We start from the raw sequence: 25,071 nt of genomic DNA on the forward strand, positions 1-25,071 counted from the left end.
CGTCTCAGGCCGTCCCCTCCCCGCAGCCGGGAAACACCGCGAACACGTCCTCGCGCACCCGGTCGAGGATGCGACGATAGGTCGGCTCGCAGGCCATCCCGGCCGCGATGCGCCCGTACTGCGCGCCCTCGGCCAGGGCCCCGCGCTCGGGCACCAGGGCGAGCGGGGTCGCGGCCGGCGTGAGCTGCGTGCCGCGGCCGGAGAACAGGGTGGTGAGAATGCCGAACATCTCGCCCTGGATCGTCGGGCGGCCGAGCACGGCGAGGCGGTACTGCCCCAGGAAGTTGGTGACGAGATAGATCTGACCCGACTGGTTCGGCACCGAGACGGTGCCGGACTGGGCGAACGGCGCGTCGAGCCGCTCGGCCTCGCGGAAGACGAGGCGGGCGCTGTCCGCATCCCAGGCGATCTCGGTGCGGTAGGCGAAGATCGCCCCCGCCTGCCCGAAGGAGGGGCGCAGGGTCAGGTAGCGGCCTTCGAGGAAGGCCACCGCCTCGCGGGTATAGGAGCCGAACTCCTCCGGCGCGTGGCGCGCCTTCTCGGCGAGCGCCGCCGGCGGCGCGGTGGCCTGGACCCTCAGAGGCAGACTCAGCGCCTCCTCCAGGCGCAGCGTGGTCGCGAGCGTGAAGGGCCGACGGCCGGACAGCGCCTTTTCCAGAGTCGAGATGCTGATGCGGGCCGCGTCCGCCAGCGCCTGCCGCGACATCCGGCGGCGGGCCAGCGCCTCGCGCACCGCCGCGGCGATGAGACGGCTCTGCCCGTCGGGCAGCTCGGTCTCGGGAAGTTCGGCCTCGATCGGCGGCATGGTGCGGGTTCCGGACGGATCCGCACAGAACCGCACCGGGGTGGGAACCGTCAAGGTTCGGCCACCGCCTCCACCAGCAAACGCTCCGGCCCCGGCGTCATCGCATCGAGCGGCCAGCAGGTGGCGAGCACGAGGCGGCGGCCGGGCGCGTCGGGGTCGAGGCCGGAGGCGTCCCAGCGCACGACCCGGCGCCCGGTGACCCGGAAGCGGACGCTGCGGCCGTCACGGCGCACGACCTCGATCGGATCGCCGGCGGCGAGCCGGCCGAGGCTGCGGAACTGGGTGTCGCGGTGGGCGGCATAGACCGCCGTGCCGGGCTCGCCCGCCTCGGGGGTGCCCTCGACATGGCCGGGGCCGAAGGCCAGTGCCTGCCCGCTCGATCCGGCGAGGACCACGTAGCTCACGCCGAGATCCGGGAAGACGATGCGCGCGACCGGCACCGTGTCGGCCCAGGGCCAGGGGCGCACGCCGCTTCCCTCGGCGAGGCTCCGGGCGAAGGCGCGCTCCAGCAGCCGCTGCGCCAGGGCGGCCTTGGCCGGGATCCAGGCGGCCTGCGCGAGCAGCACCAGCCCGGCCGCCACGAGCAGGAGGGCCGGCAGGGCCGTGATGCTCCGCCGGCCGGGACGCCGCGCGACGGCATCCCGCTTCGCGATCCCGCTCACGCCGCGATCCGGCGGCGGCAGAGGGACAGGCCCAGGCCGAGCGCCAGCAACAGGCCGCCGAGCCATGCGCGGATCTCGAAATCCGTGGCGGTCTGCGGCAGCGCGACCGGCTGCGCGGCGGCGAACTGGGTGGCGAACGGGCTGGCCGGCGCGGCGCGGCGCTGGCGCGGCGGCGTGGGAAGCGGCTGCGCCTCGCCCTCGCCGAACACGCTTTCGAAATCCCAGCCGGCCGGGAGGTTGAGCGGAAGGTCGGTGCTGACGAGCCGCGCACCCTCCGGCCGACGCGGGGTGGCGTCCACCGCCACCAGCGAGGTCAGGCGGGTGGTGAGCCCGTGGTCGAGGGCGAGCCGCAGGATCGCGGCGTCGGCGGCCTCCGCCGAGAGCCGGCCGGTCAGCCGCGCCGTCTCGGCCTCGGCGATCTTGGCTCGCGCCCAGAGCTTGCCGATGCCGGCGCCGGCCTCAGCCGTATCGAGCTGCAACATCTTCTGCCAGGGCTGTCCGCCGATCCGGCCGGCAAGGGTGAGCGTCCCGCGGGCCTGCTCCATCCGGGCCGGCAGGGCGAGCGGCTCCCCGCGGTAGAGGTCGGGCAGGCGGGCGGGCGCGGCGTCGACGCCGGGCTCGGAGAAGGTTGCGGTCAGGTCGGTGACGGCCGGGCTCTCCAGCTTCAGCAGCAGCGCACGCATCCGCTCGGTCACCTGATCCGGCGTGCCGATCTCGGTGAAGCTGCCGCGGCCGAGTTCGGCCGCGTGGCGCATCAGATATCCGTTCGGGGCCGAGCCGATGCCGACCATGAACAGCCGCGAGCGCCCGCGCTCCGCCGCGATCGCGGAGAAGATCTGCGCCTCGTTGCCGATGGCGCCGTCGGTGAGGAACACGACCTGCCGCAGGCGGCCGGTCTCTTCGGGCGTCGTGTCCCGCAGCGCGGCGCGCAGCGGCGCCAGCATCTCCGTGCCGCCGCGAGCCTCCAGGCCGGCGACGAAGCGCTTCGCTTGGTCGAGATGGGCCTCGTCGGCCGGGACGAGATCGGGGAACAGGGTGTCGAAGCTGTCGTCAAAGCGAATCACGCTGAAGCGGTCTCTCGCGCCCAGCCGGTCGAGACCGATCAGCAGGCTCGCCTTGGCCTGGCGCATCGAGGCGCCGCCCATGGAGCCAGAATTGTCGATCACGAACACCACGTCGCGGGGCACGGGCGCGACCGGGCTCGCCGATTCCGGCGGGGTGATCACAGCGAGGACCGCCTCGCCGCCCGCGACCCGCTCGCGGAACAGGCCGACCGAGGGTGCCGCGCCCGCGGCGGCGGCCCAGGTCAGCTCGAAATCACGGTCGGCGGCGGTGGCGCCGTCGGCGAGCGTGATCCGGCGCTTGGTGCCGGACACCTCCTCGACGCGGATCGCGTGGGTGGCGCTGCGCACTGGGCCCAACGGGAAGCCGGCCTTGAGATCGACGGTGAGCGTCAGCGGGTTGATCGGCGCGTGGCGGGCCGGATCGAGCACCGGCGCCGCGATCGTCCGGCGGTCGGGGACGGGATCGGCGGCGGAGACCCCGTCGACGACGGCGGTCACGGCCGGCGGGGCCGGGCTGTAGCGCGGGGCGGCCACGGTCGGCAGGCGCAGCGCGTAGGTGCCGCCCGATTGCCGCACCGGCTGCTGATATTCGAGCTGCACCAGCACCGTCTCGCCGGGGCCGATATTGGCGACCGCGTTGGTGAACAGGTTGGGCCGCTGCTGCTCGGTCAATGCGGCGGCCTTGCCCTCGGCCTTGGCCGCCTCGTAGGCGCGCCGCGCCGCCTCGCGCTCGCGGATCTCGGCGACGATGACCCGGTCGCCGACGACGAGCTTCATCGTGTCGACCGCCGCATCCTCCGGCAGCGGGAACAGGTAGGTGCCCTCGACCCACTCCGCCGTGGTGTTGCGGAAGGCCTGGGTGATCGTCGCCCGCGCGGTCGGGCCGCTCACGGTGATCGCGGCATCCGCCCTCAGGCGAGGCGCCTCGACCGGCGCGCCGCCCTCGGAGCGGAGCAGCAGCGTCCCGCTGCCATCCTTGCCCTCCAGCGCCCGTGCCGGCGCGATCCCGGCGACGAGCGCGAGCAGGAGGGCGATCAGCGGGCCGAGCAGCAGGTTGCGCGTCAGGCCCGGAGCCGGGCACGGAAGCGGTGTCGGATGATGCGGGGACAGGGGGAGTCGGAGCACGGGAGCCTCCATCGGTGGATGCCGGCGCGGTCGGCCGGCTCCTGCCAAGGCTCCTCCAGCGCGGGTCGCGCCGCCACGGGACGCTTCGCCAACCTTCGGCCCGGCGCCGCACCGGAACGGCGGCCGATGTCCGGAAAGCGGCGCAGTTCGCCCCCGACGGTGACGCTTCGTCCGCCTCGGTGCGGGGCGCGGCGTCGCGGCCCGCTGTTCGGCACGCGCGAACCGCCTACATCGGGTCCATGTCCCGCTCGCCCATGTCCCGCTTGTCTGCGCCGTCCACCCGCATCGTCTGCATCCGCCACGGCGAATCGACCTTCAACGCGCATCACGAGGCGACGGGGCGCGATCCGGGCCATATCGATGCCCGCCTGTCCGAGCGTGGCCACGCCCAGGTCGCGGCGGCCCGCAAGGCGCTGCGCGACATTCCCTTCGAACTCGTCGTCACCTCGCCGCTGACCCGGGCGCTCCAGACCACCGCCGGGATCTTCTCCGATCACCCGGCCCGGCCCGACGTGCTGGTCGAGGTGCTCCACCGGGAATGCCAGGAGAGCAGCTGCGACATCGGCCGGGCGGCCTCCGTTCTGGCGCGGGAATTCCCGGCCTTCCGGGTCGATCACCTGCCCGAGACGTGGTGGTACGCCGACGGAGAGGCGGGGCCGGAGGGCTGGCATGTCGAGCCCCGGACCCTGTTCGACCAGCGGGTCTCGGGGTTCCGCGACTGGCTGCGGGCGCGGCCGGAGCGGACCATCGCGGTCATCGGCCACTGCACCTTCTTCTACCATCTGACCGGGCGCTGGCTCGCCAACTGCGAGGCGCTCGACATCGACCTCGCGGACGAGCCGCTCCCGCGCGCCTACGGCTGAATCCGGGCCGCCTCCAGCCGGTCGCGAGCGGAGACGAGGTCGATCGCCGGCGCCTGCCGGCCGATGCCGAGCGCCTCGTCGAGGATCGTGAGGGCGATGCGCCACGTGCCCTCGGCGAAGGGGGCGGCGCCCTCCGCCACCTCGGCGGCGCTGCGCGGATCGGCGAAGGCGCGGATCGCGGCGGTGGCGGTGCGTGCGACCGCCGAGGCGCGGGCCCCCGCGATCCAGGCCTGACGGCCGGCGGCGTCGTGCGAGAGCGCGCCGCCCTGACCTTCGGCGGTGCGCAGGGTCTCGACGGCGCGGTGGGGATCGGACGCCGTCTCGCAGCGGGCGGCGAGTGCCGGCAGGCCGGCCGCGTCGAGAAGCGGGGGCAGGATGCGGCGCACGCTCTCGAGCGCCAGGAAGCCGGTGCGGGCCGCCTCGATGGCCGGCGCGTCCGCCGAGCCGGAGAGCCGCAGCACGAAGGCCATCAGCCCCTGCCGCTCGGCCTCCGGCATGGCGTCGTTGAGGCCGAGCGCGTAGGCCGCGAGTGGGCGCGAGAAGCAGGGCGGGCAATCCTCGGTCGCGGTGATCGTGCGGTAGGGCAGTCCCGCCGCGACGATCGCCGCCTCGTTGATGCAGGTGCCCCCGTCCGGCCCCGGGAAGGCATGCGAGCCCTTCAGCAGCCGCCAGTGGAGGATGGGCGCGAAGGCGTCGAGGGCATGTTCGCTCAAGCAGGGCTCCTCCCGATCGAGGACGAACCTGCCACGGCATAGAGGGACTTGGCGAGGGGGCGTTTAGCCACCCATGCCCGTGGCCAGCCCCGACAGCATAGCGAGCCCCAGCACCAGCACGAAGGCCCCTGCCAGGAGTTCGAGCCCGCCGACCGCGAGGGCGCCAGCCTGCCCGCGCCCGCCGGCGAGCCGCAGGGCCAGAGCCTTGGCGAAGACCGCGAGGCTCGCCAGCGCTCCGGTGGTGAGCGCGGTGCCGAGCGCCATGGCGAAGGTCGCGGCGATGCCGGCGGAGAGCATGCCCTGCGCGGCGCAGAACACGAGGATCAGCACCGCCCCGGCGCAGGGCCGGGAGCCGGCGGCGAGCACCACGCCGGCCCGCTCGCGCCAGCCGCCGAGCCGGTCGAGGGCGGCGGCATCCGTCAGGTGCGCGTGGCCGCAGCCGGGGCCGCAGGCCTCGGCCGGGGTGTCGGTGACGAGGCCGGCGAGCCGCCCGGCCTTGCGCCACGTCACCGCGGCGCCGAGCCCGGCCACGAGGGCGAAACTGACCGTCTCGATCAGGGTGCCGGCCCGCGTCATGCCGGCAGCGGTCGCCCGGAGGATGAAGACGCCGACCAGCACGATGGCGATGGCGACGCAGGCTTGCAGCAGGGCGGCGGCGGCGCTCAGGGCGAAGCCGCGCCGCAGCGTGCGCTCGCCCGCCACGATGTAGCCGGCGATCACCGCCTTGCCGTGACCGGGCCCGGCGGCGTGGAACACGCCGTAGGCGAAGCCCATCACCACGAGCGGCGTCCAGGAGCCGCCCGCCTTCAGGGCCGACACGGCCGCCCGAAGCTGGCTCGAAAAGTTGGACTGCACCGCCAGCAGCCAGCTGCCGAGCCCGGTCGTCGGCGGGGCGGCCTCGCGAAAGCCGATGCCGAAGGGCGAGCGCGGCGGCGGCGCGGCGACGGGGCCGAGCGCGGCGGCAAGTGCGGCGAGGAGGCCGGCGGCCGCCAGCACCGCCCCGGCGGCGAGCGCCAGTCGGCGCGGCCAGCGGCCAGCCGCCAAGCCCGCGGGACGCAGGGAGGCGGTCAGGGACATGCGACGATGGCTCGGTTGGCGAATTGCTCGCCGTAATTCGAGGCCGCGGTGAGCGCCTCGAACATCGCCTCCGTCATAGACTGTCCGGCGGAGGCCACCGCCGGCTCGGTGTTCTTCGCTCGCGTGATGGTCATGCTGCAGCCGGAGGCGGCGCCGGCCAGACGCAGCGCATCGGCCCCCTCGGCAAGACTGAAGGCGATGAAGTAGGTGGGATCGTAGATCTCGACCGCCGCGACGCCCCGGCCCTGGGCGGTGGGGGTCTTGAGCGGCAGCAGGAAGCTCAAGGTGAGCTTGCCGCCCTCCATCGCCATGCGCGCCTCCTGCGGCTCGGCGAAGGCCTGCTCCTTGCCCGCCACCTTGAGCTTCGTGAAGTAGGCGAACTCGGCGAGGTTGGCGGCGTGCTCCTTGGCCGAGCCCTGAAGCTCCTCGGGCGAGACCGTGCCGTCGCCGTTGGCGTCGAGCCCCTGCGTCAGGAAGGCGGTGTATTCGGGATCGAAGGTCCAGGCGTGGCGGATGCCGGTGACGCGGCCCGCCTCGTAGGCGAGTTCGGCCTTCGCGGTGATCCAGACATGGGGGTGGGCGGAGGCCGGGCTCGAAGCGGCAAGACCGGCCGCGAGGCCGAACGCGGCGGCAAGGGCGAGACGTCGGAAAGAGGCGGCGATCGGCATGACGCTCGGGGCGAAGCGGGTCGGAGGGTGACGACGATGCCGATGACCCTGCCCGGCCGATCGGGCGAAAGCAGGGCGCGCCCGCTCTACGGCCGCTTGAGCAGCGCCTCGACTTCGGCCTTCTCCGCGGCGGAGAGGCCGTCCGCCCTCGGCGCACGGCGGCGCGACAGGCGCCAGATGCCGAAGGCGCCGAGGCCCACCGCGAGCAGCGGGCTCAGCCAGAGTAGCAGCGTGTGCCAGCCGAAGACGGGGCGCAGCAGCACGAACTCGCCGTAGCGGGCCACGACGTAATCGACGACCTGGCCGTTGCTGTCGCCCTCCTTGAGCCGCTCGCGCACCAGCACGCGCAGATCCTTGGCGAGCGGCGCGTCGGAATCGTCGATCGACTGATTCTGGCAGACGAGGCAGCGCAAACCTTCCGAGATCTCCCGCGCCCGCGCCTCCATGGCGGGGTCTTTCAGCACCTCGTCCGGCTGCACGGCGAGCGCCGGGAGGGCCGTGAGGCTCAGGGCGAGGGCGACGAGGGCGGAGCGAAGGCGGTTCATTCGGCGGGCACCGCGGAGGGGGGCAGCTTGGCGCGTGCCTTGACCGGGGCGCCGACGCGCATGCGCCGGTCGGTGAGCGAGAGGCCGCCGCCCGCCGCCATGATGATGGAGCCGATCCAGATCAGCAGCACCAGCGGCTTGAAGTAGAGCCGCATGCCGATGGAGCCGTCGGGCAGCACCTCGCCGAGGCTGGCGTAGATCTGGCTCACGCCGACCGTCTTCAGACCGGATTCCGTCACCGTCATGCGGCGGGAGGGATAGAAGCGCTTGCCGGTCTCGACCGTGCCGACATAGTCGCCCGCGCGGTTGCGCAGGGTCAGGAAGGCGGTGGTCTCCTCGTAGTTCTCGCCCTTGGTCGGACCGACCCGGTCGAGGGTGGCGGTGTAGGGGCCGGAGGCGACCTGTCCGCCCGGCCGGATCGTCGCGAGGCCCTCCGTCGCCCAGCCCTGCCCGGCGATGCCGAGCACGACGACGCCGACGCCGGCATGGGCCAGGGCGGTGCCCCAGGCGGAGCGCGGCAGACCGATCGCCCGGCGCCAGGTCGTGCCGAGATCGCGGGTCCGGTTCTGGCCGTAGCCGCGGGCCCGCGACCAGATCTCGAGCGCGGAGCCGATGATGAGGTAGGCGCCGAAGCCGAGGCCGACTGGCGCCATCACGGGACCGCCCCAGGCCAGAGCCGCGGCGGCGAGCGCGACGACGAGCGCCACCGCGAAGGCCGCCAGCAGGCGCTGCGCCGCCGCCGCCGCGTCGCCCCGCTTCCAGGCCAGCGCCTGCCCGAACGGCACGATCACGAGGAGCGGCAGCGCCAGGGGGATGAAGGTCCAGTTGAAGAAGGGCGGGCCGACCGAGATCTTCTCGCCGGTCAGCATCTCCAGGAGCAGCGGGTAGAGCGTGCCCACGAACACCGTGGCGCAGGCCGCGACGAGGAACAGGTTGTTCATCACCAGGGCGCCCTCGCGGGAGATCGGCGCGAACAGGCCGCCCTGGCGCAGGGTCGGCGCGCGCCACGCGAACAGGCTCAGCGCGCCGCCGATGAACAGCGCGAGGATCGCCAGGATGAACACGCCGCGGCTCGGATCGGAGGCGAAGCTGTGCACCGAGGTGAGGAGCCCGGAGCGGACGATGAAGGTGCCGACCAGGGAGAGCGAGAAGGTGAGGATGGCGAGCAGCACCGTCCAGACCTTGAGCGCGTCGCGCTTCTCCATGACGACGATGGAGTGCAGCAGCGCGGTGCCGGCGATCCAGGGCATCAGCGAGGCGTTCTCGACCGGGTCCCAGAACCACCAGCCGCCCCAGCCGAGCTCGTAATAGGCCCAGTACGAGCCCATGGCGATGCCGAGCGTCAGGAAGCTCCAGGCGATCAGGGCCCAGGGCCGCACCGCCCGCGCCCAGACGGCATCGATGCGCCCCTCGATCAGCGCGGCGACGGCGAAGGCGAAGGTGACCGAGAAGCCGACATAGCCGAGGTAGAGCAGCGGCGGATGGATCGCGAGGCCGAGATCCTGGAGCAGCGGATTGAGGTCGTTGCCCTCCAGCGGTGCCGGCGCAACGCGGGCGAACGGGTTCGAGGTCGTGATGATGAACAGCACGAACACGAAGGTGACGCTCGCCTGCACCATCAGCGTGTTGGTGCGCAGCACCGGCGGCACGGAGGTCTTGGCGGTGGCGACCCAGGCGCCGAACAGGGCGAGGATCAGCACCCAGAGGAGCATCGAACCCTCGTGGTTCCCCCAGACGCCGGAGATCTTGTAGATCAGGGGCTTGGCGGTATGCGAGTTCTCAATGACGTTCTGGACCGAGAAGTCCGACGTCACATGCGCGTAGGTCAGCGCGCAAAAGGCGAACAGGATGCAGGCGAAGGTGCCGAGCGCGGCGGGACCCGCCACCTCGCGCAAAGCCGCGTCGCCCGAGCGGGCCGCCCAGGCCGGCATCACCGCCTGAACCAGGGAGAGAGCCAGCGCCAGGGCCAGCGCGTAGTGGCCGATCTCGACGATCACCGGCGGTCTCCTCGCGCGGTTTCGGTGCGGATGGTCATGGGATCTCTCACCGCTCGCTGCGCTGGCCCAGGGTGGCGTCGGCCGAGGCCGGCTTCGCCGCATCCTTCGGAGCCTCTTTGCCCCCGCCCTCCTGCCAGCGGCCCTGCGCCTTGAGCGCGTCGGCAACCTCGCGGGGCATGTAGTTCTCGTCGTGCTTGGCCAGCACGGTGTCGGCCCGGAACACGCCGCCGGCATCGAGCATGCCTTCGGCGACGATGCCCTGGCCCTCGCGGAACAGATCGGGCAGCAGGCCGCGATACTGCACCGGAACCGTGGCGTTGGTGTCGGTCACGGAAAACTCGACGTTCTGGTCGGGTCCGCGCTTCACCGAGCCGTCCTTGACGAGGCCGCCGAGACGGAACCGCGTGCCCGGCGCGACGCCCTGCGCCGCCACCTCGGCGGGGGAGCGGAAGAACACGATCGAGCCGCTCATGGCCGACAGGATCAGCCCGAGCGCCAGCGCCAGCACGGCGCCGCAGGCGGCGATGAGGATCAGGCGGCGGCTCTTGCGGGTCACGACGGTTCCGTCCCGGTTCGTCGGCTTCTTCTCCCCGTCAGGCTGACGAGAGCCTGAAGGCGGTCCGACGTCTGCGATTGATCGAGACCGGTTTCGGCCCGACCGCCCGCCGGGTCAAGGTTGGACGGGCGGGACCGATTGTCAGGGGACGCGGTCCGCCGCGGTCCCGCTAGGGCTGGACGGGGCTCAGGCCGAGCTCCTTGCCGAGCGCATCGAGGCGCTCGACGGCGGTCGGGTTGGCCGCGAGCGCCATCTTGGCCCGGTCGAGGGCCTGGGTCGCGGCGGCGCGGTCCCCGAGGATGCCGTAGGAGCGCACGAGCCGCATCCACTCGTCGGCGGAGCCGCCCTTGGCGGCGAGCCGCCGGTCGAGACTCGCGACCATGCCGCGGATCGCCGCCTCGCGCTCGGCCGGCGGCATCGCCTTGATCGCGGCCGCCGCGGCGTCGGGCTCGGCCGCGGGCTTGTCACCGGGCTTGTCGCTGGTCCTGTCGCCGGCCTCCGGCTTCGGCGGCGCGCCGGCCCCGGGCAGACCGAGTTCGTGGGCCTGCGCGTCGAAGCGGGCCAGGGCCTCGCGGTCGTCGCGGAACGTCTTGCGCGCTCGCTCCAGGGCGTCGAGCGCCTTGTCGCGCTCGCCGAGCACCGCGTGGGAGCGCACGAGGCGCAGCCACTCGTCGGCGGAGCCGCCCTGCTTGGCCAGGCGCCGCTCCAGCCCCTCGACCATGCCGCGGATCGCGTCGATCCGCTCGGAGGGCGGCAGGGCCTGGATGTTGCTGCCGGGCCCGGCCACCGGCGCATCGACCTTCGGCCCCTCCCCGCTCCCCTCGGCCTTGGGCTCGGCGGCGGTCTCACCCTTCAGCCGGGCGAGGTTGTCCCGCACCGTCGGCAGCCAGGGCGCATCCGCGGGCGCGGCGGCGGCCATCGCCTCGAGCCGCCGCACGGCGCCGGCCACGTCGCCGGACTGCTCGTCGCCGCGGGCGAGATAGAACTGGGGCTTGGCTGCCTTCGGATCGGCGGTGAGCGCCCGGCCCAGCACCTTGCGCGCCTCAGGCGAGACCGTACCGTCGGCCGCGGCGACCAGCGCCTCGCCCCAGTCGGACAGGGCTTGGGCGTCCTCGCCCTTGAGGCGCACGAGGGCGGCGTAGGCGCGCGCCGCATCGTCGAAGCGTCCGAGCCGCATGTAGACCGGGCCGAGCACGCTCCAGCCACGGGCGTCGTCCGGATGGTTGGCGAGCCGCGCCTCGATCTGGCCGATGGCGGTCATCAGATCCTGCGCGCCCGCCCGGGTCGCCTTGCGGTCGGCGTCGGTCTGCGAGGGAAGGTTCGGCGAGCCGTAGAGGCCGTACACGACGAGCGCGACGAGGGGGATGGTCGAGAGCGCGAAGGCGGAGGCCGCCCGGCGCTGGCGCAGATGCGGCTCGGCGATCGGCGCCGCGCCCGATGCGTCGGCCTGTTCCTCGCGGCTCGCCCGCAGCAGCCGGCGTGCTGCCTCGGCCCGCGCGGCCTCGGCCTCGGCCGGCGCGATGAGGCCGCGGCCGAGATCGCGCTCGATCTCGGCGAGTTGATCCTCGTAGAACCCGGTCTCGGTGGCGAGCCCGTCGCCCTGCGCCTCCGGGCCGGCTCCCTGCCGGCGGCGGCGCGACATCGGCCAGAGCAGCGCGAACACAGCTGCGCCGGTCATGGCCGCCAGGATGAACCAGATCGCCGTCATCAGACCCAAAAGATTTAAGCTCGGCCCCGTGTAGAGCCCGAGCGGGGCCTGCACGACATCGCTTCCGGGTGACACGTCGTCACGCGCGGGTGAAGCAGGGCCATAGCACAGGCGGGATGCGGCGTAACCTTCGCCGATCCGGTGCCACTCAACGTTGTCCGACCCCGGCCGGCGCGTCACCCGGCACCTCGATCACGGCGCGCAGGCCGCCGAGGGCCGCCGCCTCCAGCCGGAAGCGGCCGCGATAGAGGGCCGCGAGATCGGCGACGATCGACAGGCCGAGACCGGAGCCGGGCTTGGTCTCGTCGAGGCGCCGGCCGCGCTTCAGCACCGCCGCCCGGTCCTCTTCCGGCAGGCCCGGTCCGTCATCCTCCACCGCGACGAGGAGGTGGGGATAATCGTGCTCGCCCGTCGGCGCGGCGGAGATCGAGACCCGGCCCGTCGCCCATTTCGAGGCGTTGTCGACGAGATTGCCGATCATCTCCTCGAAATCCTGCTTCTCGCCGCGGAAACGCAGGCCCGGCGGCACGTGGACCTCGTAGGCGATGTCCTTGTCGCGGTAGATCTTGCCGAATGTCCGCACGAGGCCGGCCAGCGCCGGCTCGACCTCGGTGGAGGTGCCGAGGGTGCCGGCGAGCGCCGCGGCGCGGGCGCGGTCGAGATGGTAGTTCACCTGGTCGCGCATCACCGCCGCCTGCTCGCGGATCTTCTCTGACAACTCGGGCGGGGCGTCGCTGCCGCCGGCCTCGTTGACGATGATCGAGAGCGGCGTCTTGAGGGCGTGGGCGAGGTTGCCGACCTGGGTGCGGGCGCGTTCCAGGATCTCCCGGTTGGTCTCGATCAAGAGGTTGATCTCCCCCGCCAGCGGGGCGATGTCGCGTGGATACTCGCCGTCGATCCGGTCGGCCTCGCCGCGGCGGATCGTGCCGAGCGCCGTGCGCAGCTTGCGCAAGGGGGCAAGGCCGAAGCGGATCTGCAGCAGCGCGGTCGCCGCGAGCGAGAAGCCGAGCAGGGCGAAGGTCATGAACAGCGAGAAGCGGAAGCGCTCGACGTCGTTGACGATCTCGTCGGCGGGGCCGGCCACCCGCACGGTGTAGCGCCCGTCGGCGCCGACATCGACGTCGCGCTCGACGATCCGCAGCGTCCGGTCGTCCTGGCCCCGGCCGTAGCCCTGGCGGATCTGGCCGATGGTGGCGGTGCCGGCCTGATCCGGCCCTTTCAACGGCACGCCGACGAGCGAGCGCGAGGTGCGCAGGTCCCGCGGCTTGGCGTCGGGCCGCCCGACCTGCCAGTACCAGCCCGAGAGCGGCAGGTCGAAGCGCGGATCGCCGAGCGAGAAGGAGCGCGTCTCGGGCTCGCTCGGGCTGACGAGATCGGTGGCGAGGTTGTTGGCGAAGACGAGCAGGCGGCTGTCGAAGGCGCGCTCGGTGTTCTCGCGGTAGAGCGTGGTGAGGATGAAGGCCGCGATGACGAGGATCGCGGTGCTCGACAGGAACGAGGAGACCGCGAGCCGGACCGCGATGGAGCGGCGGCGCAAGGGGAGCCAGGCGAGACGGTCGGTCATGAATCCTGGCTCGAATCTCGGCTCGCTCGCATAGGCGCGGGCATGTACATCATGCGCACCGACTTTCTACACCGCCCGCCGGCGAGACGCTCATGGCCCTGCATATCCGCGATGCGGAGACGGACCGCCTCGTCCGCCTCCCGGCCGAGCGGAAGGGTGTTCCGCTCACCGAAGCCGTCAAGCTCGCCGTCCGCAACGAGTTGGAGCGGGAGGAGCGCCGCCCCGGCCTGTGGGAGCGGCTGAAACCTCTGCACGAGCGCGTGGCCGCGCGGCCCTCCACGGGTCTCGAGGCCGACAAAGCCTTCTTCGACGGGCTGAACGACGAGTGATGTTCGTCGATGCCTCCGCCCTGATCGCGATCATCACGGAAGAGCCGGAAGGACGGGCTCTCCGCCGAACGTCTCGAAGCGGCGGAGGTGCCGATCACCTCGCCGGTTGCCGTCTACGGGGCGGCCCTCGGCATCGCCCGCAAGAAGCAGGGTGGGCTCGAGGCGGCCAGAGCGGATATCGCGATGCTGCTCGATCTCGCCCGGATCAGTCTCGTCCCGATCACGCCGGAGGATGCGGAGCGGGCGTTGGACGCCTTCGGGCGCTACGGCAAGGGAACGGGGCATCCGGCCCGCCTGAATATGAGCGACGGCTTCGCCAACGCGGTTGCGCAAGGTCACGGCGTTCCGCTCCTCTACAAGGGAGAGGATTTCGCGCTCACCGACCTCGGCGGCCCATAGGGTCTCACCCCCGCCCCGGCGGCTGGTTCGGATCGATCAGGTAGCCCAGGCCCCGCACCGTCTGGATCAGATCGACGGCGAGCTTCTTTCTCAGCCGCCCGACGAACACCTCGATGGTGTTGGAATCGCGGTCGAAATCCTGGTCGTAGAGGTGCTCGGTCAGCTCGGCGCGGGAGACGACGCGGCCGGTATGGTGCATCAGGTAGGACAGCAGCCGGTACTCGTGGCTCGTCAGCTTGATCGGGGCGCCGTCGACGAAGACGCGGCCGGAACGGGTGTCGAGGGTGACGGGACCGCAGGCGATCTGGCTCGACGCATGCCCCGCCGCGCGGCGGAGGATGGCGCGCACCCGGGCCATCAGCTCCTCCATGTGGAAGGGCTTGGTGACGTAGTCGTCGGCGCCGGCATCGAAGCCGTCGACCTTGTCGGACCAGCGGTCGCGGGCGGTGAGGATGATGACGGGGGTCTTCACCCCGGCCCGGCGCCAGTTCTGGAGCACGGTGACGCCGTCGGCCTTGGGCAGGCCCATATCGAGGATGATCGCGTCGTAGGGCTCGTTCTCGCCGAGATAGCCGCCCTCCTCGCCGTCGAACGCCTTGTCGGCGACGTAGCCGGCCTCTTCGAGCGCGGCCACGACCTGCCGGTTGATGTCACGGTCATCCTCGACCACGAGCAGACGCACGGTCGTCACTCCTCATCCGGGGCGGCGAAGGACGCCCTTACCATTGCCCGCTCACCTGTCCCGATTGGGCATCGACCATGACGTGCATGAAATGCCCGTCCCGGCGCAAGGCCGTCAGCAGGTAGACGAGTCCCGCCTCATGGCGGCACAGGCTCGCCCGCTGAATTTCGGCGCGGGGAACGATCTGGCGCGCCGCGCGGATCGCGGCGATGGGCGGCACGACGCGCTTCTCGGCCACCGCCTCGCGCAAGTCGGCGGGCGACAGGCAATCGTCGCCGCGGTTCAGCGGCTCCCGTTGCGCCGGCACGGGCGCGAGGGCCCCGGTCTCCTCGGCAAGCGGGCCGACCGCCCCCGCCGCGAGAACCGCGGCGGTCGAAACGACGATCAGCAGGGCGAGAGCTTGGCGCATCGAGGATGACTGTCGTGCCCGTGCACTGAATGCGCCCTGAATGTTCGCAAGCGCAGGCACCCTCGATGATGTGCTCGGCGTGAAAGCTGTCTTACGGTCGGGGGCCATGTCCCAAGTCGGCGCTGTTGCCGGAGACAAGGCGGGACCAGCCCCGGAGTTCCCCCGTCGGGACGGGCCGGAAATCCGCCTCACGCCACCCGCTCGGCCTTCGCGCGAAGGCGGCGCTCGCCGCACACGCGCAGCGTGAGGCTGGCCAGATCTCCGCTGTCGATCGCATCGAGCGCGGCCCGGCGCAGGGCGATCAGCGAGCGCTCGAAGCCCTGGCGCGCCGCCTCCAGGCGTCCGGCGGCGGCGCGGGACCGGCTTCGGCGCGAGCCCCTCCGCAGGGGCGGGGGCGGACTAGAGGTCGCTCGGGCAGGCATGGAATTCTCCCGGTGGCGGGTCAGGGATTCGGCCGGTGCTGCAACTCGCCGATGCGCCGCAGGAGATCCTCGAACCGCTCCCGCGCGCGCTCGTCGCCGTGCGCGACCGTCCGGGCGGTCTCGCCCGTGAGCCGGACCAGATCCTCGAGCACGCGGGTACGGCTCTCCAGGGCGGCGGCCACCGCGGCGTTGGTCTGGGACGCGCGCTCCAGGGCCGCGGCGGTGGCCCCCGTCTCGGCGATGCGCGCCTCCAGCACGCGCAGGCCGTCGCGGTAGAGGTGGAGGCAGGCCAGCCCCAGCAGCACCGCGACGATCCAGCCGGCGCCGCCATCGGCGAAGAGGAGGCGCGCGGCCTCCGCGGCGATCTTGTCCATGGGTCCTGCTCCCGACATGAGCCGCCGGATCGTCGGTCGCGGGGTTTCGCGACGCCGGCGGGTCAGACCGTCGCGTGGGCCTCCCGTGCGGGCCCGCGCCTCAGGGCGCGCTCCAGCGCCGGCTCGAGGGTGTTGTCGGCAGTCGCCGCGGCTTCCAGCGGCAGGGAACGGAACACTTTCTCCGCGACGCCCTCGCCGCCGCCCGCTGCCCGGAGCAGCCAGGCCGGTGCCTGATCGAGAGCCCGCTGCACGGCGCGCGCGATCACCGCCGAGCCGACGGAAACGGTCAACCTGCGCCCGCGGACGGCACCGGCCACGGCGTTCAGGGCGTAGTCGGTGGCGTTGCGCACCAAGCGCTCGACGAGCGCGTCGGTGATGAGAAGGCGCAAGGGGCCGCCGAAGCGAGCGAGCGCCGCCGCGAATGCGGCGACGAGCACCGGCGTCAGCAGCGCGGCCACGCCCTGGACGAGCGCCAGCACGGCATCGCCCCAGGGCAGGACGAGCGCGGCATCGGCGGCGGGAAGCGGCGTCGCGTGCGCGGGCGCGCAGCCGCCAAGGAGAAGGAGCGACGGGAGGACGGGCGCGGCGAGAACGAAGCGGGCGATGGTTCGGGCGAGGAGAGCGGTGGGCGCCATGGATGCGATCCTGTCTCGGAGGGCGGAAGGGAAGGGTTCAGCGGGTGGCGCCGTGCCCGCGGCCTCGTGGAGCGCCGGAGCGGGACTGGTGCGAGGGCGTGCAGCGGCTGTGCCACGGGCGGTCCGGCGACGCCGTCGTCGGCGGCCTAATCCAAGGCCTCGAACAGCAGCGAGAACAGGATGTTGGACGTGGCCGGTGCGCCGCGGCTCGACACGATCTTGAGGCACCAGCGGTCCGATCCCTCGAAGACCGCGCCGTTGACGAGGTCGGCCGCCGCGTTGGAGCCGGCCCCGGAAATCGTGCAGGTCAGGGGCGTGTCGGCGAACAGTTTCTGGAGCGTGAAGGTCCAGCTCTGGCCGTCGCCCGGGGCGCCCTGTGTCACCACGCGCAGATCCCGGAATCGTCCCCGCCGGCCGGCGGCGGCATAGACTTCGCTCGGGTGGCCGCCGACGAGGGCGTTGGTGAAGTACCGGGTCGCCCCTGCCGCGACGGCGCCCGACCCGCTGTTGCCGGCCAGCACCTGTGCGGTCAGCACCGGCAGGTCCGCGACCCTGACCCGGCCGGGAAAGGCGACCCGCCCCGTCGCGCGGTCGATCCGCAGGGCCTCGAACCAGTCGCCGCCGTTCGGAGAGACCTTCACGCGAAGGTCGTCGTCGCCCGTGAGACCGATCTCGGCGCGGGCGGAGAACCCGGTCTGCATAGCAGGGAGAGGACGTTGCCGGCCGCCTGCTTGTTGAGGGTGTAACGCAGATCCCCGCTGCCGCCCTCGGCGCTCGTCAGCGCGGTCCAGAGCGCCTTGTTGAGCTTGGCCGCGAAGGGGTTGTCCGCATCCGCCCCCGTGCCGATCCCGAGGCGGGAGAGGTTTTGCAGGGCGGTCAGCGTGGCCCGCAGCGGCATCCAGGCCGAGCCGGTGAAGAGGTAGGGCTCGGCCTCGTCGGCGACGAAGGCGGTCCAGCCCGCCCGCGGCGTCAGCGACAGCCACGCGCCGTCCTGGAACCGGGCGATGCGGCCGGCCCACCCCGCCCAGGCGCCGCTCGGATCGCGCGCGGCGATCAGGTAGCGGTCGCCCTCGGCGGGGCTCGCGGGCGGCGCGGTGCGGTCCTTGTCGAGAACGGCGAGCTGAACCAGCGCGTCGAGCTGCGCCAGCGCCTCGTTGTGGGTGACGTGTTTCTGGGCTTGCCCGCCGGCGATCAGCGGCAGGGCGAGACTCGGGGTCGTGTCGGCCATGGGCCACTCCGGCATGGATGCAGTTCAGGATCGCAGTTCGCGACCGGATGTCAGACGGTCCGCAGGCTCACCCGCGCCCGGCGGGCGGGGCCGGAACCGGCAAGCCGGCCGACCTGCGCCACCGCGACGTCGATCTCGGTACGGGCCGCGCCGAAATCGGCGATCTCGTCGGCGCCCGCGTAGAGCGCGCTCGTCGTGTCTGCGCTCAGGCTGCGCAGGGTGCGCCCGTCCTCGGCGAGGATGTCGAGGCGGTAGCCCCGGCTGTCCATGTCCAGCGGCAGGTCGGCCGGCTCCCAGGCATCGGCGTCGCGCCGGGCCCGCCGGGTCCAGCTGAAGCGGATGCCGTCCGCCTCGCGCCGCCCGCGCAGATGGACCGGGCTCAAGGGGAGGAAGGCGGTCAGGTCCGCCGCCGCCGCGAAGCCGACGAAGGCGGAGTCGGCCGGATCGCGCCCCGCCGGGCCGACCCGGTAGAGGAAGCGGCGACCGGCCTCATCGAGCCGGTCGATCAGCGGCCGGACGGCGCCGTCGTCGAGGCGCACGATCAGGCTGCCCGCGCCCGCTGCCCGGCCCGCGGCCGCCTCGCTGCCGGCCAGCCCCCGCAGCAGGCCCGAGAGCCGCCACGTGCCGGTTCCGATCAGCTCGGCTCTCGCCGCGGACAGGATCTCGACCGCCCCGTCCTCGCCGATCACGGCGAACAGGTTGCCGCCCGCCAGCGCCGCGGCCTCGCCGATCGCGCTCAAGCCGTCCGCGTGGCGCAGGGCGACGTCGAGACGAGTATTGCGGTCGAAGCGCCAGAGCGGCCCCGGCGGCAGCGGGTTCAGCGTGCGGCCGAGGCAGCCCGGATGGTCGAGGGTGCGGTGGAGCCCGAATGGCGCCCCCTCGCCGGCCGAACGCCAGACCGCGACCGCCCCGGGCCAGGGATCGGCGGAGACCGCGAGGTAGGAGAGCGGCACCGGCTCACCCCGCTCCACCGGCAGAACCAGCGGGACCGCGAAGACCGGCCCCGGCAGGGAGGGCGGCGTCCGGCCGGCTCGCGGGGCCGGTGCGCCGGGCGCGGGATCGGGCCGGGAAAGCGGTACGGCGCGGGCTTCGACCCGGCGTCCCGCCGGACCGTCGTCGATGCGGACGATCCGGTGGAGCGCCCCGCGGGTCTCGCCGGGCAGGGCCACGAGGTCGCCGGGCTCCAGGTCGATCCGGCGCGGGCTCACCCCGAAGGCCGCCGTGTCGCGGGCGGCGAGCGCCGCGTCGAAGACGGCTTCCGCCAGCCTCTGTGCGGCCTCGCGCCGGGTGACGACCGCCGCCTCGACGCGCACCTCCGGCCGCCGCGCCCCGGCCGGGCGTTCGGCGGCGACGGCGGCGCGGCGGTAATCCGGGCTCTCACTGTCGGAGAAGCCGATCGCGACGGAGCGGGGCAGCTCGCTCTCCTGCGCCCGAACCCGGCGCAGGGGCGCCGCCGCGCCCTCGCCGGAGACGAGGGCGCCCGCGTCCAGCGGAGCGGGCCTGCGCATCCGCCCGTCGCGGATGCGCAGGGTTCCGGCGGAGACCGAGACGTCGAGGCCGAACAGCCGGGCGAGCGGCTCCAGCGCCTCGCGGGCGGAGAGCGGCCGATCGAGCACGGCGCCGTCGAGGAAGCCGGCGGCCTCGATCTCCGCCGGCGCGTCGATGCCGAGATCCGCAAGGATCGCCGCGATCAGCCGGTCGAGTTCGAGGCCCTCGATCCGTCCGGTGATCCAGTGGCCCAACGCCCAGTTGGCGGCGTCCGACCACACGGTGGTGAAGTCGGGGAAGGCCGGGAAGGGCCGTGCGTCCCAGGCCCAGACATAGATGTTCTCGGCCGGGATCATCCGTCCGCCGTAGAGCGGCGAGATCGGATTATGAGCCGGCTCAAAACCTGCGGCATCACTATCGAAACGCGAGAGGATCACGTCGAGGCCGCGGGCCTGGATCAGGTCGTCGCGGGTGCCGCGGGAGAAGGGCGGACGCGCGTTCTCCGACGATTTCGGATCGGGGAAGACGTTGGGTCCGTTTGTGCCGCGATCGACCGCCGGAATGCCGATCTCGGTGAGCCAGATCGGCTTGCCCTTCGGCACCCAGGCGGTCGGCCCGGTCTCGACGCCGCCCTGCCGCTCGACATGCGGATTCGACCACCACGCGACGAGATCCTTGGCCCGGTAGATCCACGGCTTGTCGTAGGCGCCGTCGGTGATCGGCGTGCGGCGTTGCGCGGCCCGATCTTCGGGGCTGGCATAGTACCAGTCGAAAGCCTCGCCCGCGCCGAGGCGATGCTTGAGATAGGCGTGATCGTAGAGGCTCGCGGCCTCCGCGGCGTCGCGGTGATCGAGACCGTCGCGCCAATCCGAGATCGGCGGATAGTAGTCGATGCCGATTGCGGCGATGGCCGGGTCGGCGAAGAGCGGATCGAGGGGGAAGCGCACGGAGGCGCCGCCCTCACGGACATGGGCGCCGTACTCGGTCCAGTCGGCGGCGTAGACGAGGCTCACGCCGCTGCCGAGGCGCGCGTGGACCTCCGCGGCGAGTCGCCGGAGCTGTTCGACCGCCGGATAGCGCCCGTCCGGGCCGCGCACCCGGGTGAGGCCGACGAACTCGCTGCCGAGAATGAAGCCGGCGAGCGGGGCTCCCGCCGCCGCCCAGCCGGCGGCGAGGGCGGCATAGTGCAGGATCATCGCCCGGTAGCCCCGCGGGCCCTCGAAGAAGGCCGCGACCTGATCGGCGGCGGCGCCCGTGCCGTCCGGGCTGCCGGGCCGGTCGGGAGCGGGATCGCAGGTGATGCGCCCGCGCCAGGGATAGGCGGGCTGCGAGGCTGGCTGAGAGGCGGTCTGCGTCTCACCGGTCCGGTACGGATCCGGCAGGACGTTATCGGCCGGCACATCCATCATCACGAACGGGTAGAGCACCACCGCGAGGCCGCGGCGGTTCAGGTCCGCCACCAGGCGCCCGAGCCCGGCATCGGACGGCGTGCCGCCATAGGCGGCCGTGCCGCCGGCGCGGGAGACGATCCGCGCCGCGGCGCGGTTCAGCCCGGCGACGGCCCAGGGCTCGCCGGTCGTGGCCTTCGCTGTCGCGTCGACCCGTGGCGTCACGGTGCATTGCCCGGCCCGCAGGTCGTCGCCGAACCAGCTCGTCACGACCGAGACCCGCTTGAGTCGCGGGCACAGCGCCTGGAGCGCGTCGAGGGAGGCGACGACATCGCTCGCGCCCTGGAACTGAAAACGATTAGCCGGCTTGGTAGAGCCGAATCCGGCATCCTCCCGCACCGCGATCGGGTCGAGGCCGAACTCGGTGGAGCCGGGGATCAGGCAGACCGCACGGATCCGGTTCGCCAGCCCCGCGACCGGTCGGATCACCTCGAAGGCGAATTGCGGGATGCGGTTGCCGTAGTCGGCGAGCGGTAGCCGCTCGAACACGATGTAGGCGAGGCCGCGATAGGCCGGCGCGTTGTCCGCGCCTTCCTTCGCGACGATCAGCGGATCGGGCGCCTGCATCGCCGCTCCGGCATGGATGCGCAGGTTGAGCGTCGTCAGGTCGAGTTCGCGGCCATCCGCCCAGATCCGGCGCACCAGGGCGATCTCGCCCGCGCAGAGCCCGACGGCGAGATCGATGAAGTAGCTGTAGGCGGTGCGTACCGTCTTCTGCCCGGCGGATCCTCCCTTCGAGCCGGAGGAGGAGCGCTCCACCGCGGTGTTGGCGACTTCGAGCGGCCGCGTCGCCCAAATCAAGGTGCCGCCGATGCGGGCGCGTCCGTAGACCCGCGGCACCGGTGCGCCCTCAGTCGAGGCGAGGCCCCCGAGTTCGTTCAGCCGCGGTCCCTCGACGAAGCGCGGATGCGTGCCGGTACCGAACAGGGCATTATCGAGCGCAGCGCCCCCGGCCGCACCGGCCACGCGCCCGATCATCCCGCCGATAGGGCCGCCGAGTGCGGTGCCGACCGCTTCGCCGGCGGTTTGCAGGACGAGCGTCGTCATGGGTCGGCCTCCGGCGAGCGCGAGGGATCAGGGCGGATCGGGAAAGCGGAAGGCGTGGGCGAGGTGGCGGCGCCACCATCCTGTCAGTGCGACCTCGGTCACCGCCGCACCGTCATGAGCGTGGATCATCGCCGCCGGCCCGGTGACGATGGCGCAGTGTTTTGCCGGCAAATGTGTGCGGAACGCGAAGAGCAGAACCTCACCGGCGTGAAGTCGATAGGCCGTCGGCGGTCCGGCGATCGGCACCAGATGCCGGCGCGCGGCGGCCAGGAGCGGGTCGCTGCCATCGAGCGCGGACTCGGCCCAGGAGGCGGCGTAGGGCGGTGCCTCTTCCGGCTCGGGGCCGAGCACCGCGCGCCAGACCCCGCGCAGCAGGCCGAGGCAGTCGCAGCCGACGCCTTTCAGGGAGGCTTGGTGTCGGTAGGGCGTGCCGACCCAGGCACGGGCCTCCGCGACGATTCGGCCGGCCAGCGGCGATGCCCCCTCATCCATGGTGACCTCATCCATGATGGGCTCACCGGAACAGGCTCGAGCCGTCGAGGCGGGCCCCGGCCTCGGGGCCCGCGCGCAGCACAAAATCATTGCCCGGCATGTGCGGAAATCCCTGGAAGTTGAGGGTGTTGGCGAACTTGTCGCGGCACGCGGCGAGGCTTTTGTCGCAGCCGGCGACGAGGGTGAAGACATCGCCGGGCACGGGCCGACGCGGCGGCGGGTCCCACAGGTCGAGGCCCACCGTTTCGCCGTCGCGGTCATGGCCGCGCAGGTCGGCGGCGTGTCCGGCATTGGCGCCCGCATCCCAGGTCAGGCGTCCGCCGGTGAACCAGCCCGCGGCGAAGCTTCCCGCCAGCGCGACGGTGAGCTGGCCGGGTTCGGACACGGCCCGCACCGTGCCGACCGTGCGGAAGCGCGGGTCGGTCGAATCGACGCGGCACCGGGCATCGCCGAGTTCCGCATCGCAGGCCGTGCGGAAACTGCGACCGACGGTGACGTCCAGGCGGTGCATCAGCCCGCGCAGTTCGGCGACGAAGGCGGCGCCCTCCCGGCGGATCTCGCCCAGGGTCGCCACGTCGAGGAGCAGGCGCGCCTCGGGCTCGGCCCAATCGACCAGCCAAGTCTCGACCCCGGCCCCGTCATAGAGTCCCGCTGCGACCTCCGCCTCGGTGATTCCGGCCGAGGTCAGCGCCCCGGCCACCTCGCCGCCGCCGACGGCAAAGCCGAGTTCCGCGCTCGCTTCGGCCGCCTCAAGCCCGCTGCGGGCGGCGTAGGTCACGCCACCGAGAACGAGATCGCGATCGTGGTCGGTGAAGCCGAGAACGAGGCCGTCGCGGCGATGCAGGGCCCAGCAGCGGCAGAGCGTCGTGGCGCCGCCCTCCAGGCGGGCGGCAAGACGGGGTGGGACGGCGCGCATCGGCTTCCCCCTTCAGGGCTCGTCAGGGCACGATCTCGATCAGCGGGATCCGCGGCACCTCGCCGGCGGTGAAGGCAGCGAGATCGATGGTGAGTTCGTCGGTGTCGAAGCGGACCGGTACGTCGAACTCGTAGCCAGCGGTGACGGCAGCGTCCGGCGGCGGCACCGCATCGGCGGCGAAGCTGACTTGCCCCGTCGCCGGATCGCAAGTGACCTTCCGCGGCGGCACCTCGATCCCGTTCACCGCCACGCGCACGCTGCCGGCCACCGGCTTGGCGATGATCCGGCGGTAGGCCTCCGGTCCGCTTCCGTAGGTCTTGATGAGGGTGAAGTCGCGGGTCGCGCCGTCACCGGTGCCGATGCGCTGGTCGATCGGCGCGACTGGACGCGAGGGCGGGCCGGAGCGGTGATCGACGCGGTCGCGGTATCGGAAGCCGTAGAGCCGGCCGCGCCGCTCCTCGAAGAAGCCCAGCACCGCGTGCAGCGCGTCGAGGGTGCGGATGCCGAGTCCGGCATCGTAACGACGGCGCGAATCCGCCCAGCGGCTGTTGCGGTGCTCCCGCCCCGAGGCGAGCGTGACGATCTCCGTGCGCCGCACCGGGCCACCGCTGCCGCGCAGGGCGACGTCGAGGGGGAAGCGCACCTCGTGGAAGTCGGATGTCATGGCGCTTCCCCTCACAGAGCGCGCCGGCCGCGGGCGACCGCACGGGCCAGGCGGGCCGCGACCTGGGCCTCGGAGCGGCGAAAGCCTTCGACGTCCGGGGTAGCGATGTTGATGGTGACCGCGACCGGCCGTTCCGTTCCTCCGGCGGCGACGCCGAGGCGGCCGTCGCTGCCGCGTCTGAGCGGCAGGATCGCCTCGGGGCCGGCCTCGCCCATCAGGCCGGTGCCGCCTGGAGGGCCCGCGAGGGGAAAGTAGGTCGGCGCCGCGACGACGCCGCCGGCCGCGAAGGGCCGCACCCGCCCTTCGGCGAAGGCACTGCCGAGGCGAAACGGTACGATCCGCCCGTCCGAGACGAGGCCGCCCTTGGCCAGTGCCGTGGTGCCGCCGGCCTCGGAGGCCGCGCTGAGCAGGCTGTTGACGAGGCTCTTCACCCCCGCCTTCACGGGAGCGAGTGCCGCCTTGACCGCGACGTTGGAGAGCTTGCTCGCCAGCGAGGCCAGCACGCCGTCGAGCTGGCGCCCGGCATTGAGGTTGCGGTCGAAGGCCGAGGACAGGCTCTGGCCGAAGCGCTGGGCCAGCCGGTCGAGGGTTTCGAGCTGCCTGGCCCGCTCGGCCGTGCTGCGGTCGCTGTCGGTCATCATGGAGCCCCCGGATCGGGATGGGCGGCGAGCAGGCGGTCGAGATCGGCTCGGCTCGGCGCATCGGGCGCCGGCCGGACCAGGCCGGTCGCGGTGGCGAGTTCGCGGGGCGTGGCGGCCCAGAGGTCGCGCGGGCGCCAGCGCAGGGTCGCAAGACCGAGCGCCAGCACCGCGTCCCACGGGAAGCCGGGAACGGGCGTTCCCGGCGCGTCGCTCCCCGCAGGTCTCAAGGGTCCGCGGGCGGGGCCTCGCCGAAGGCCGCGACCAGCGCCTCGCCGAGCGCCGCGGTGATCGCGGCGAGGCCGCCATCGAGGGGCAGGCGAGCGACCGCCTCGTCGTCGAGGGCGTGGCCGCCGCCGCGGAGCGCCGCGCCGAGCAGCGCGATCACGTCGCGGGCGGCGAGCCGCCCGCCGGCGAAGCGCTCGGCAAGACCGGCGAGATCGCTCGCGCCGAGCGCATCCTCCAGTTCGGCCAGCGCTCCGAGGGTGAGGCAGAGCGTGTAGCGCCCCTGCCCCAGAGTGAGCGGCACCTCGCCGCGTCGGCGGTTGGCCAT

28 protein-coding genes are annotated in these 25,071 nt (G+C 73.0%); 3 read left to right on the top strand and 25 right to left on the bottom strand.

Annotated elements, in window-relative coordinates; all coding sequences use genetic code 11:
• Positions 1–4: 4 nt before the first annotated feature.
• From MPPM_RS07075 to MPPM_RS07085, 3 genes are read right to left on the bottom strand one after another with little or no spacing between them, the layout of a single operon-like run.
• Complete coding sequence (locus tag MPPM_RS07075) at positions 5–805, bottom strand: helix-turn-helix domain-containing protein (RefSeq protein ID WP_096484436.1); 801 nt, start codon at positions 803–805, stop codon at positions 5–7.
• 50 nt (positions 806–855) lie between these two features.
• Positions 856–1,467: a class GN sortase gene (locus tag MPPM_RS07080; protein ID WP_096484437.1), complete on the bottom strand. Its 612-nt coding sequence runs from the start codon at positions 1,465–1,467 to the stop codon at positions 856–858.
• On the bottom strand, positions 1,464–3,668 hold the full coding sequence (locus MPPM_RS07085) for a marine proteobacterial sortase target protein (RefSeq protein ID WP_096484438.1): 2,205 nt from the start codon (positions 3,666–3,668) through the stop codon (positions 1,464–1,466). Before MPPM_RS07085 ends, MPPM_RS07080 begins: the two co-directional genes overlap by 4 nt.
• Positions 3,669–3,910: 242 nt before the next feature.
• Here MPPM_RS07085 and MPPM_RS07090 point away from each other — a divergent pair, with 242 nt between their 5' ends.
• Positions 3,911–4,519, top strand: coding sequence for a histidine phosphatase family protein (locus tag MPPM_RS07090; protein WP_096484439.1), 609 nt, complete (start codon positions 3,911–3,913; stop codon positions 4,517–4,519).
• On the opposite strand, the gene MPPM_RS07095 is transcribed toward MPPM_RS07090, so the two are convergent.
• The 8 genes from MPPM_RS07095 to MPPM_RS07130 all read right to left on the bottom strand — a co-directional run bounded on the left by MPPM_RS07095 (position 4,510) and on the right by MPPM_RS07130 (position 13,347).
• On the bottom strand, positions 4,510–5,232 hold the full coding sequence (locus MPPM_RS07095; RefSeq protein ID WP_096484440.1) for a hypothetical protein: 723 nt from the start codon (positions 5,230–5,232) through the stop codon (positions 4,510–4,512). The genes MPPM_RS07090 and MPPM_RS07095 overlap by 10 nt on opposite strands.
• 63 nt (positions 5,233–5,295) lie before the next feature.
• The gene (locus tag MPPM_RS07100; protein ID WP_096484441.1) at positions 5,296–6,309 is read right to left on the bottom strand and encodes a nickel/cobalt transporter; all 1,014 of its coding nucleotides are present in this window, start codon (positions 6,307–6,309) and stop codon (positions 5,296–5,298) included.
• Positions 6,300–6,977 (bottom strand): DUF1007 family protein, encoded by a 678-nt coding sequence (locus MPPM_RS07105; RefSeq protein ID WP_096484442.1) that lies wholly within the window; start codon positions 6,975–6,977, stop codon positions 6,300–6,302. The genes MPPM_RS07100 and MPPM_RS07105 overlap by 10 nt, the downstream gene beginning before the upstream one ends.
• An 86-nt stretch (positions 6,978–7,063) precedes the next feature.
• Complete coding sequence (locus MPPM_RS07110) at positions 7,064–7,522, bottom strand: cytochrome c-type biogenesis protein (RefSeq protein WP_096484443.1); 459 nt, start codon at positions 7,520–7,522, stop codon at positions 7,064–7,066.
• The gene (locus MPPM_RS07115; RefSeq protein ID WP_096484444.1) at positions 7,519–9,519 is read right to left on the bottom strand and encodes a heme lyase CcmF/NrfE family subunit; all 2,001 of its coding nucleotides are present in this window, start codon (positions 9,517–9,519) and stop codon (positions 7,519–7,521) included. The genes MPPM_RS07110 and MPPM_RS07115 overlap by 4 nt, the downstream gene beginning before the upstream one ends.
• Positions 9,520–9,565: 46 nt before the next feature.
• Positions 9,566–10,075, bottom strand: coding sequence for a cytochrome c maturation protein CcmE (gene ccmE, locus MPPM_RS07120; RefSeq protein WP_096484445.1), 510 nt, complete (start codon positions 10,073–10,075; stop codon positions 9,566–9,568).
• A 169-nt stretch (positions 10,076–10,244) separates the two neighbouring features.
• Complete coding sequence (gene ccmI, locus MPPM_RS07125; RefSeq protein WP_096487763.1) at positions 10,245–11,783, bottom strand: c-type cytochrome biogenesis protein CcmI; 1,539 nt, start codon at positions 11,781–11,783, stop codon at positions 10,245–10,247.
• 148 nt (positions 11,784–11,931) lie between these two features.
• Positions 11,932–13,347 carry an ATP-binding protein gene (locus MPPM_RS07130; protein ID WP_096484446.1) on the bottom strand — a complete coding sequence of 472 codons (1,416 nt, stop codon included), beginning with the start codon at positions 13,345–13,347 and terminating at the stop codon, positions 11,932–11,934.
• 92 nt (positions 13,348–13,439) lie between these two features.
• Between MPPM_RS07130 and MPPM_RS07135 the strand changes: the two genes are divergently transcribed.
• Positions 13,440–13,676 (top strand): type II toxin-antitoxin system VapB family antitoxin, encoded by a 237-nt coding sequence (locus tag MPPM_RS07135; protein ID WP_096484447.1) that lies wholly within the window; start codon positions 13,440–13,442, stop codon positions 13,674–13,676.
• 87 nt (positions 13,677–13,763) lie between these two features.
• Positions 13,764–14,075 carry a type II toxin-antitoxin system VapC family toxin gene (locus MPPM_RS07140; protein ID WP_244573501.1) on the top strand — a complete coding sequence of 104 codons (312 nt, stop codon included), beginning with the start codon at positions 13,764–13,766 and terminating at the stop codon, positions 14,073–14,075.
• A 4-nt stretch (positions 14,076–14,079) separates the two neighbouring features.
• Here the strand turns inward: MPPM_RS07140 and MPPM_RS07145 are convergent, their stop codons facing one another.
• The 14 genes from MPPM_RS07145 to MPPM_RS07205 form a co-directional block, all read right to left on the bottom strand.
• Complete coding sequence (locus tag MPPM_RS07145; protein ID WP_026105562.1) at positions 14,080–14,757, bottom strand: response regulator transcription factor; 678 nt, start codon at positions 14,755–14,757, stop codon at positions 14,080–14,082.
• 37 nt (positions 14,758–14,794) lie between these two features.
• The gene (locus MPPM_RS07150; protein WP_096484448.1) at positions 14,795–15,166 is read right to left on the bottom strand and encodes a PepSY domain-containing protein; all 372 of its coding nucleotides are present in this window, start codon (positions 15,164–15,166) and stop codon (positions 14,795–14,797) included.
• A 188-nt stretch (positions 15,167–15,354) separates the two neighbouring features.
• Positions 15,355–15,588: a hypothetical protein gene (locus tag MPPM_RS07155; protein WP_096484449.1), complete on the bottom strand. Its 234-nt coding sequence runs from the start codon at positions 15,586–15,588 to the stop codon at positions 15,355–15,357.
• Between the two features lie 20 nt (positions 15,589–15,608).
• Positions 15,609–15,962 (bottom strand): hypothetical protein, encoded by a 354-nt coding sequence (locus MPPM_RS07160; RefSeq protein WP_096484450.1) that lies wholly within the window; start codon positions 15,960–15,962, stop codon positions 15,609–15,611.
• A gap of 62 nt (positions 15,963–16,024) precedes the next feature.
• Positions 16,025–16,597: a hypothetical protein gene (locus MPPM_RS07165; protein ID WP_096484451.1), complete on the bottom strand. Its 573-nt coding sequence runs from the start codon at positions 16,595–16,597 to the stop codon at positions 16,025–16,027.
• A gap of 146 nt (positions 16,598–16,743) precedes the next feature.
• The gene (locus MPPM_RS28825) at positions 16,744–17,238 is read right to left on the bottom strand and encodes a hypothetical protein (protein ID WP_244573502.1); all 495 of its coding nucleotides are present in this window, start codon (positions 17,236–17,238) and stop codon (positions 16,744–16,746) included.
• A complete protein-coding gene (locus tag MPPM_RS28830; protein ID WP_244573503.1) occupies positions 17,235–17,825 on the bottom strand; it encodes a DUF2793 domain-containing protein in 591 nt (196 codons plus the stop codon). Before MPPM_RS28830 ends, MPPM_RS28825 begins: the two co-directional genes overlap by 4 nt.
• 50 nt (positions 17,826–17,875) lie before the next feature.
• Entirely contained in the window at positions 17,876–21,808 is a 3,933-nt protein-coding gene (locus MPPM_RS07175) for a baseplate multidomain protein megatron (protein WP_096484452.1), read from the bottom strand.
• Between the two features lie 27 nt (positions 21,809–21,835).
• Positions 21,836–22,300 (bottom strand): C40 family peptidase, encoded by a 465-nt coding sequence (locus tag MPPM_RS07180; protein ID WP_096487764.1) that lies wholly within the window; start codon positions 22,298–22,300, stop codon positions 21,836–21,838.
• Positions 22,301–22,322: 22 nt separating this feature from the next.
• The gene (locus tag MPPM_RS07185; protein WP_096484453.1) at positions 22,323–23,216 is read right to left on the bottom strand and encodes a phage/gene transfer agent baseplate hub protein; all 894 of its coding nucleotides are present in this window, start codon (positions 23,214–23,216) and stop codon (positions 22,323–22,325) included.
• 22 nt (positions 23,217–23,238) lie between these two features.
• Entirely contained in the window at positions 23,239–23,880 is a 642-nt protein-coding gene (locus MPPM_RS07190; protein WP_096484454.1) for a DUF2460 domain-containing protein, read from the bottom strand.
• Positions 23,881–23,891: 11 nt separating this feature from the next.
• Positions 23,892–24,518, bottom strand: a complete 627-nt coding sequence (locus MPPM_RS07195; protein WP_096487765.1) for a phage tail tape measure protein — start codon at positions 24,516–24,518, stop codon at positions 23,892–23,894.
• Positions 24,518–24,748, bottom strand: a complete 231-nt coding sequence (locus tag MPPM_RS07200) for a phage tail assembly chaperone (RefSeq protein WP_096484455.1) — start codon at positions 24,746–24,748, stop codon at positions 24,518–24,520. Before MPPM_RS07200 ends, MPPM_RS07195 begins: the two co-directional genes overlap by 1 nt.
• Positions 24,745–25,071, bottom strand: a complete 327-nt coding sequence (locus MPPM_RS07205) for a gene transfer agent family protein (RefSeq protein WP_096484456.1) — start codon at positions 25,069–25,071, stop codon at positions 24,745–24,747. Before MPPM_RS07205 ends, MPPM_RS07200 begins: the two co-directional genes overlap by 4 nt.

Origin of the sequence: Methylorubrum populi, assembly GCF_002355515.1 — a bacterium.
Taxonomy (GTDB): domain Bacteria; phylum Pseudomonadota; class Alphaproteobacteria; order Rhizobiales; family Beijerinckiaceae; genus Methylobacterium; species Methylobacterium populi_A.

Excerpts from the sequence above, each read along its gene's own strand:
- MPPM_RS07155 (WP_096484449.1), bottom strand. The coding sequence starts at position 15,588 with ATGCCTGCCCGAGCGACCTCTAGTCCGCCCCCGCCCCTGCGGAGGGGC.
- MPPM_RS07205 (WP_096484456.1), bottom strand. The coding sequence starts at position 25,071 with ATGGCCAACCGCCGACGCGGCGAGGTGCCGCTCACTCTGGGGCAGGGG.
- MPPM_RS07100 (WP_096484441.1), bottom strand. The coding sequence starts at position 6,309 with ATGTCCCTGACCGCCTCCCTGCGTCCCGCGGGCTTGGCGGCTGGCCGC.
- MPPM_RS07180 (WP_096487764.1), bottom strand. The coding sequence starts at position 22,300 with ATGGATGAGGGGGCATCGCCGCTGGCCGGCCGAATCGTCGCGGAGGCC.
- MPPM_RS07190 (WP_096484454.1), bottom strand. The coding sequence starts at position 23,880 with ATGACATCCGACTTCCACGAGGTGCGCTTCCCCCTCGACGTCGCCCTG.
- MPPM_RS07075 (WP_096484436.1), bottom strand. The coding sequence starts at position 805 with ATGCCGCCGATCGAGGCCGAACTTCCCGAGACCGAGCTGCCCGACGGG.
- MPPM_RS07195 (WP_096487765.1), bottom strand. The coding sequence starts at position 24,518 with ATGACCGACAGCGACCGCAGCACGGCCGAGCGGGCCAGGCAGCTCGAA.
- MPPM_RS07175 (WP_096484452.1), bottom strand. The coding sequence starts at position 21,808 with ATGACGACGCTCGTCCTGCAAACCGCCGGCGAAGCGGTCGGCACCGCA.
- MPPM_RS07130 (WP_096484446.1), bottom strand. The coding sequence starts at position 13,347 with ATGACCGACCGTCTCGCCTGGCTCCCCTTGCGCCGCCGCTCCATCGCG.
- MPPM_RS07085 (WP_096484438.1), bottom strand. The coding sequence starts at position 3,668 with ATGGAGGCTCCCGTGCTCCGACTCCCCCTGTCCCCGCATCATCCGACA.
- ccmI (WP_096487763.1), bottom strand. The coding sequence starts at position 11,783 with ATGACGGCGATCTGGTTCATCCTGGCGGCCATGACCGGCGCAGCTGTG.
- MPPM_RS07090 (WP_096484439.1), top strand. The coding sequence starts at position 3,911 with ATGTCCCGCTTGTCTGCGCCGTCCACCCGCATCGTCTGCATCCGCCAC.
- MPPM_RS07165 (WP_096484451.1), bottom strand. The coding sequence starts at position 16,597 with ATGGCGCCCACCGCTCTCCTCGCCCGAACCATCGCCCGCTTCGTTCTC.
- MPPM_RS07135 (WP_096484447.1), top strand. The coding sequence starts at position 13,440 with ATGGCCCTGCATATCCGCGATGCGGAGACGGACCGCCTCGTCCGCCTC.
- MPPM_RS07150 (WP_096484448.1), bottom strand. The coding sequence starts at position 15,166 with ATGCGCCAAGCTCTCGCCCTGCTGATCGTCGTTTCGACCGCCGCGGTT.
- MPPM_RS07105 (WP_096484442.1), bottom strand. The coding sequence starts at position 6,977 with ATGCCGATCGCCGCCTCTTTCCGACGTCTCGCCCTTGCCGCCGCGTTC.
- MPPM_RS07110 (WP_096484443.1), bottom strand. The coding sequence starts at position 7,522 with ATGAACCGCCTTCGCTCCGCCCTCGTCGCCCTCGCCCTGAGCCTCACG.
- MPPM_RS07160 (WP_096484450.1), bottom strand. The coding sequence starts at position 15,962 with ATGGACAAGATCGCCGCGGAGGCCGCGCGCCTCCTCTTCGCCGATGGC.
- MPPM_RS28830 (WP_244573503.1), bottom strand. The coding sequence starts at position 17,825 with ATGGCCGACACGACCCCGAGTCTCGCCCTGCCGCTGATCGCCGGCGGG.
- MPPM_RS07185 (WP_096484453.1), bottom strand. The coding sequence starts at position 23,216 with ATGCGCGCCGTCCCACCCCGTCTTGCCGCCCGCCTGGAGGGCGGCGCC.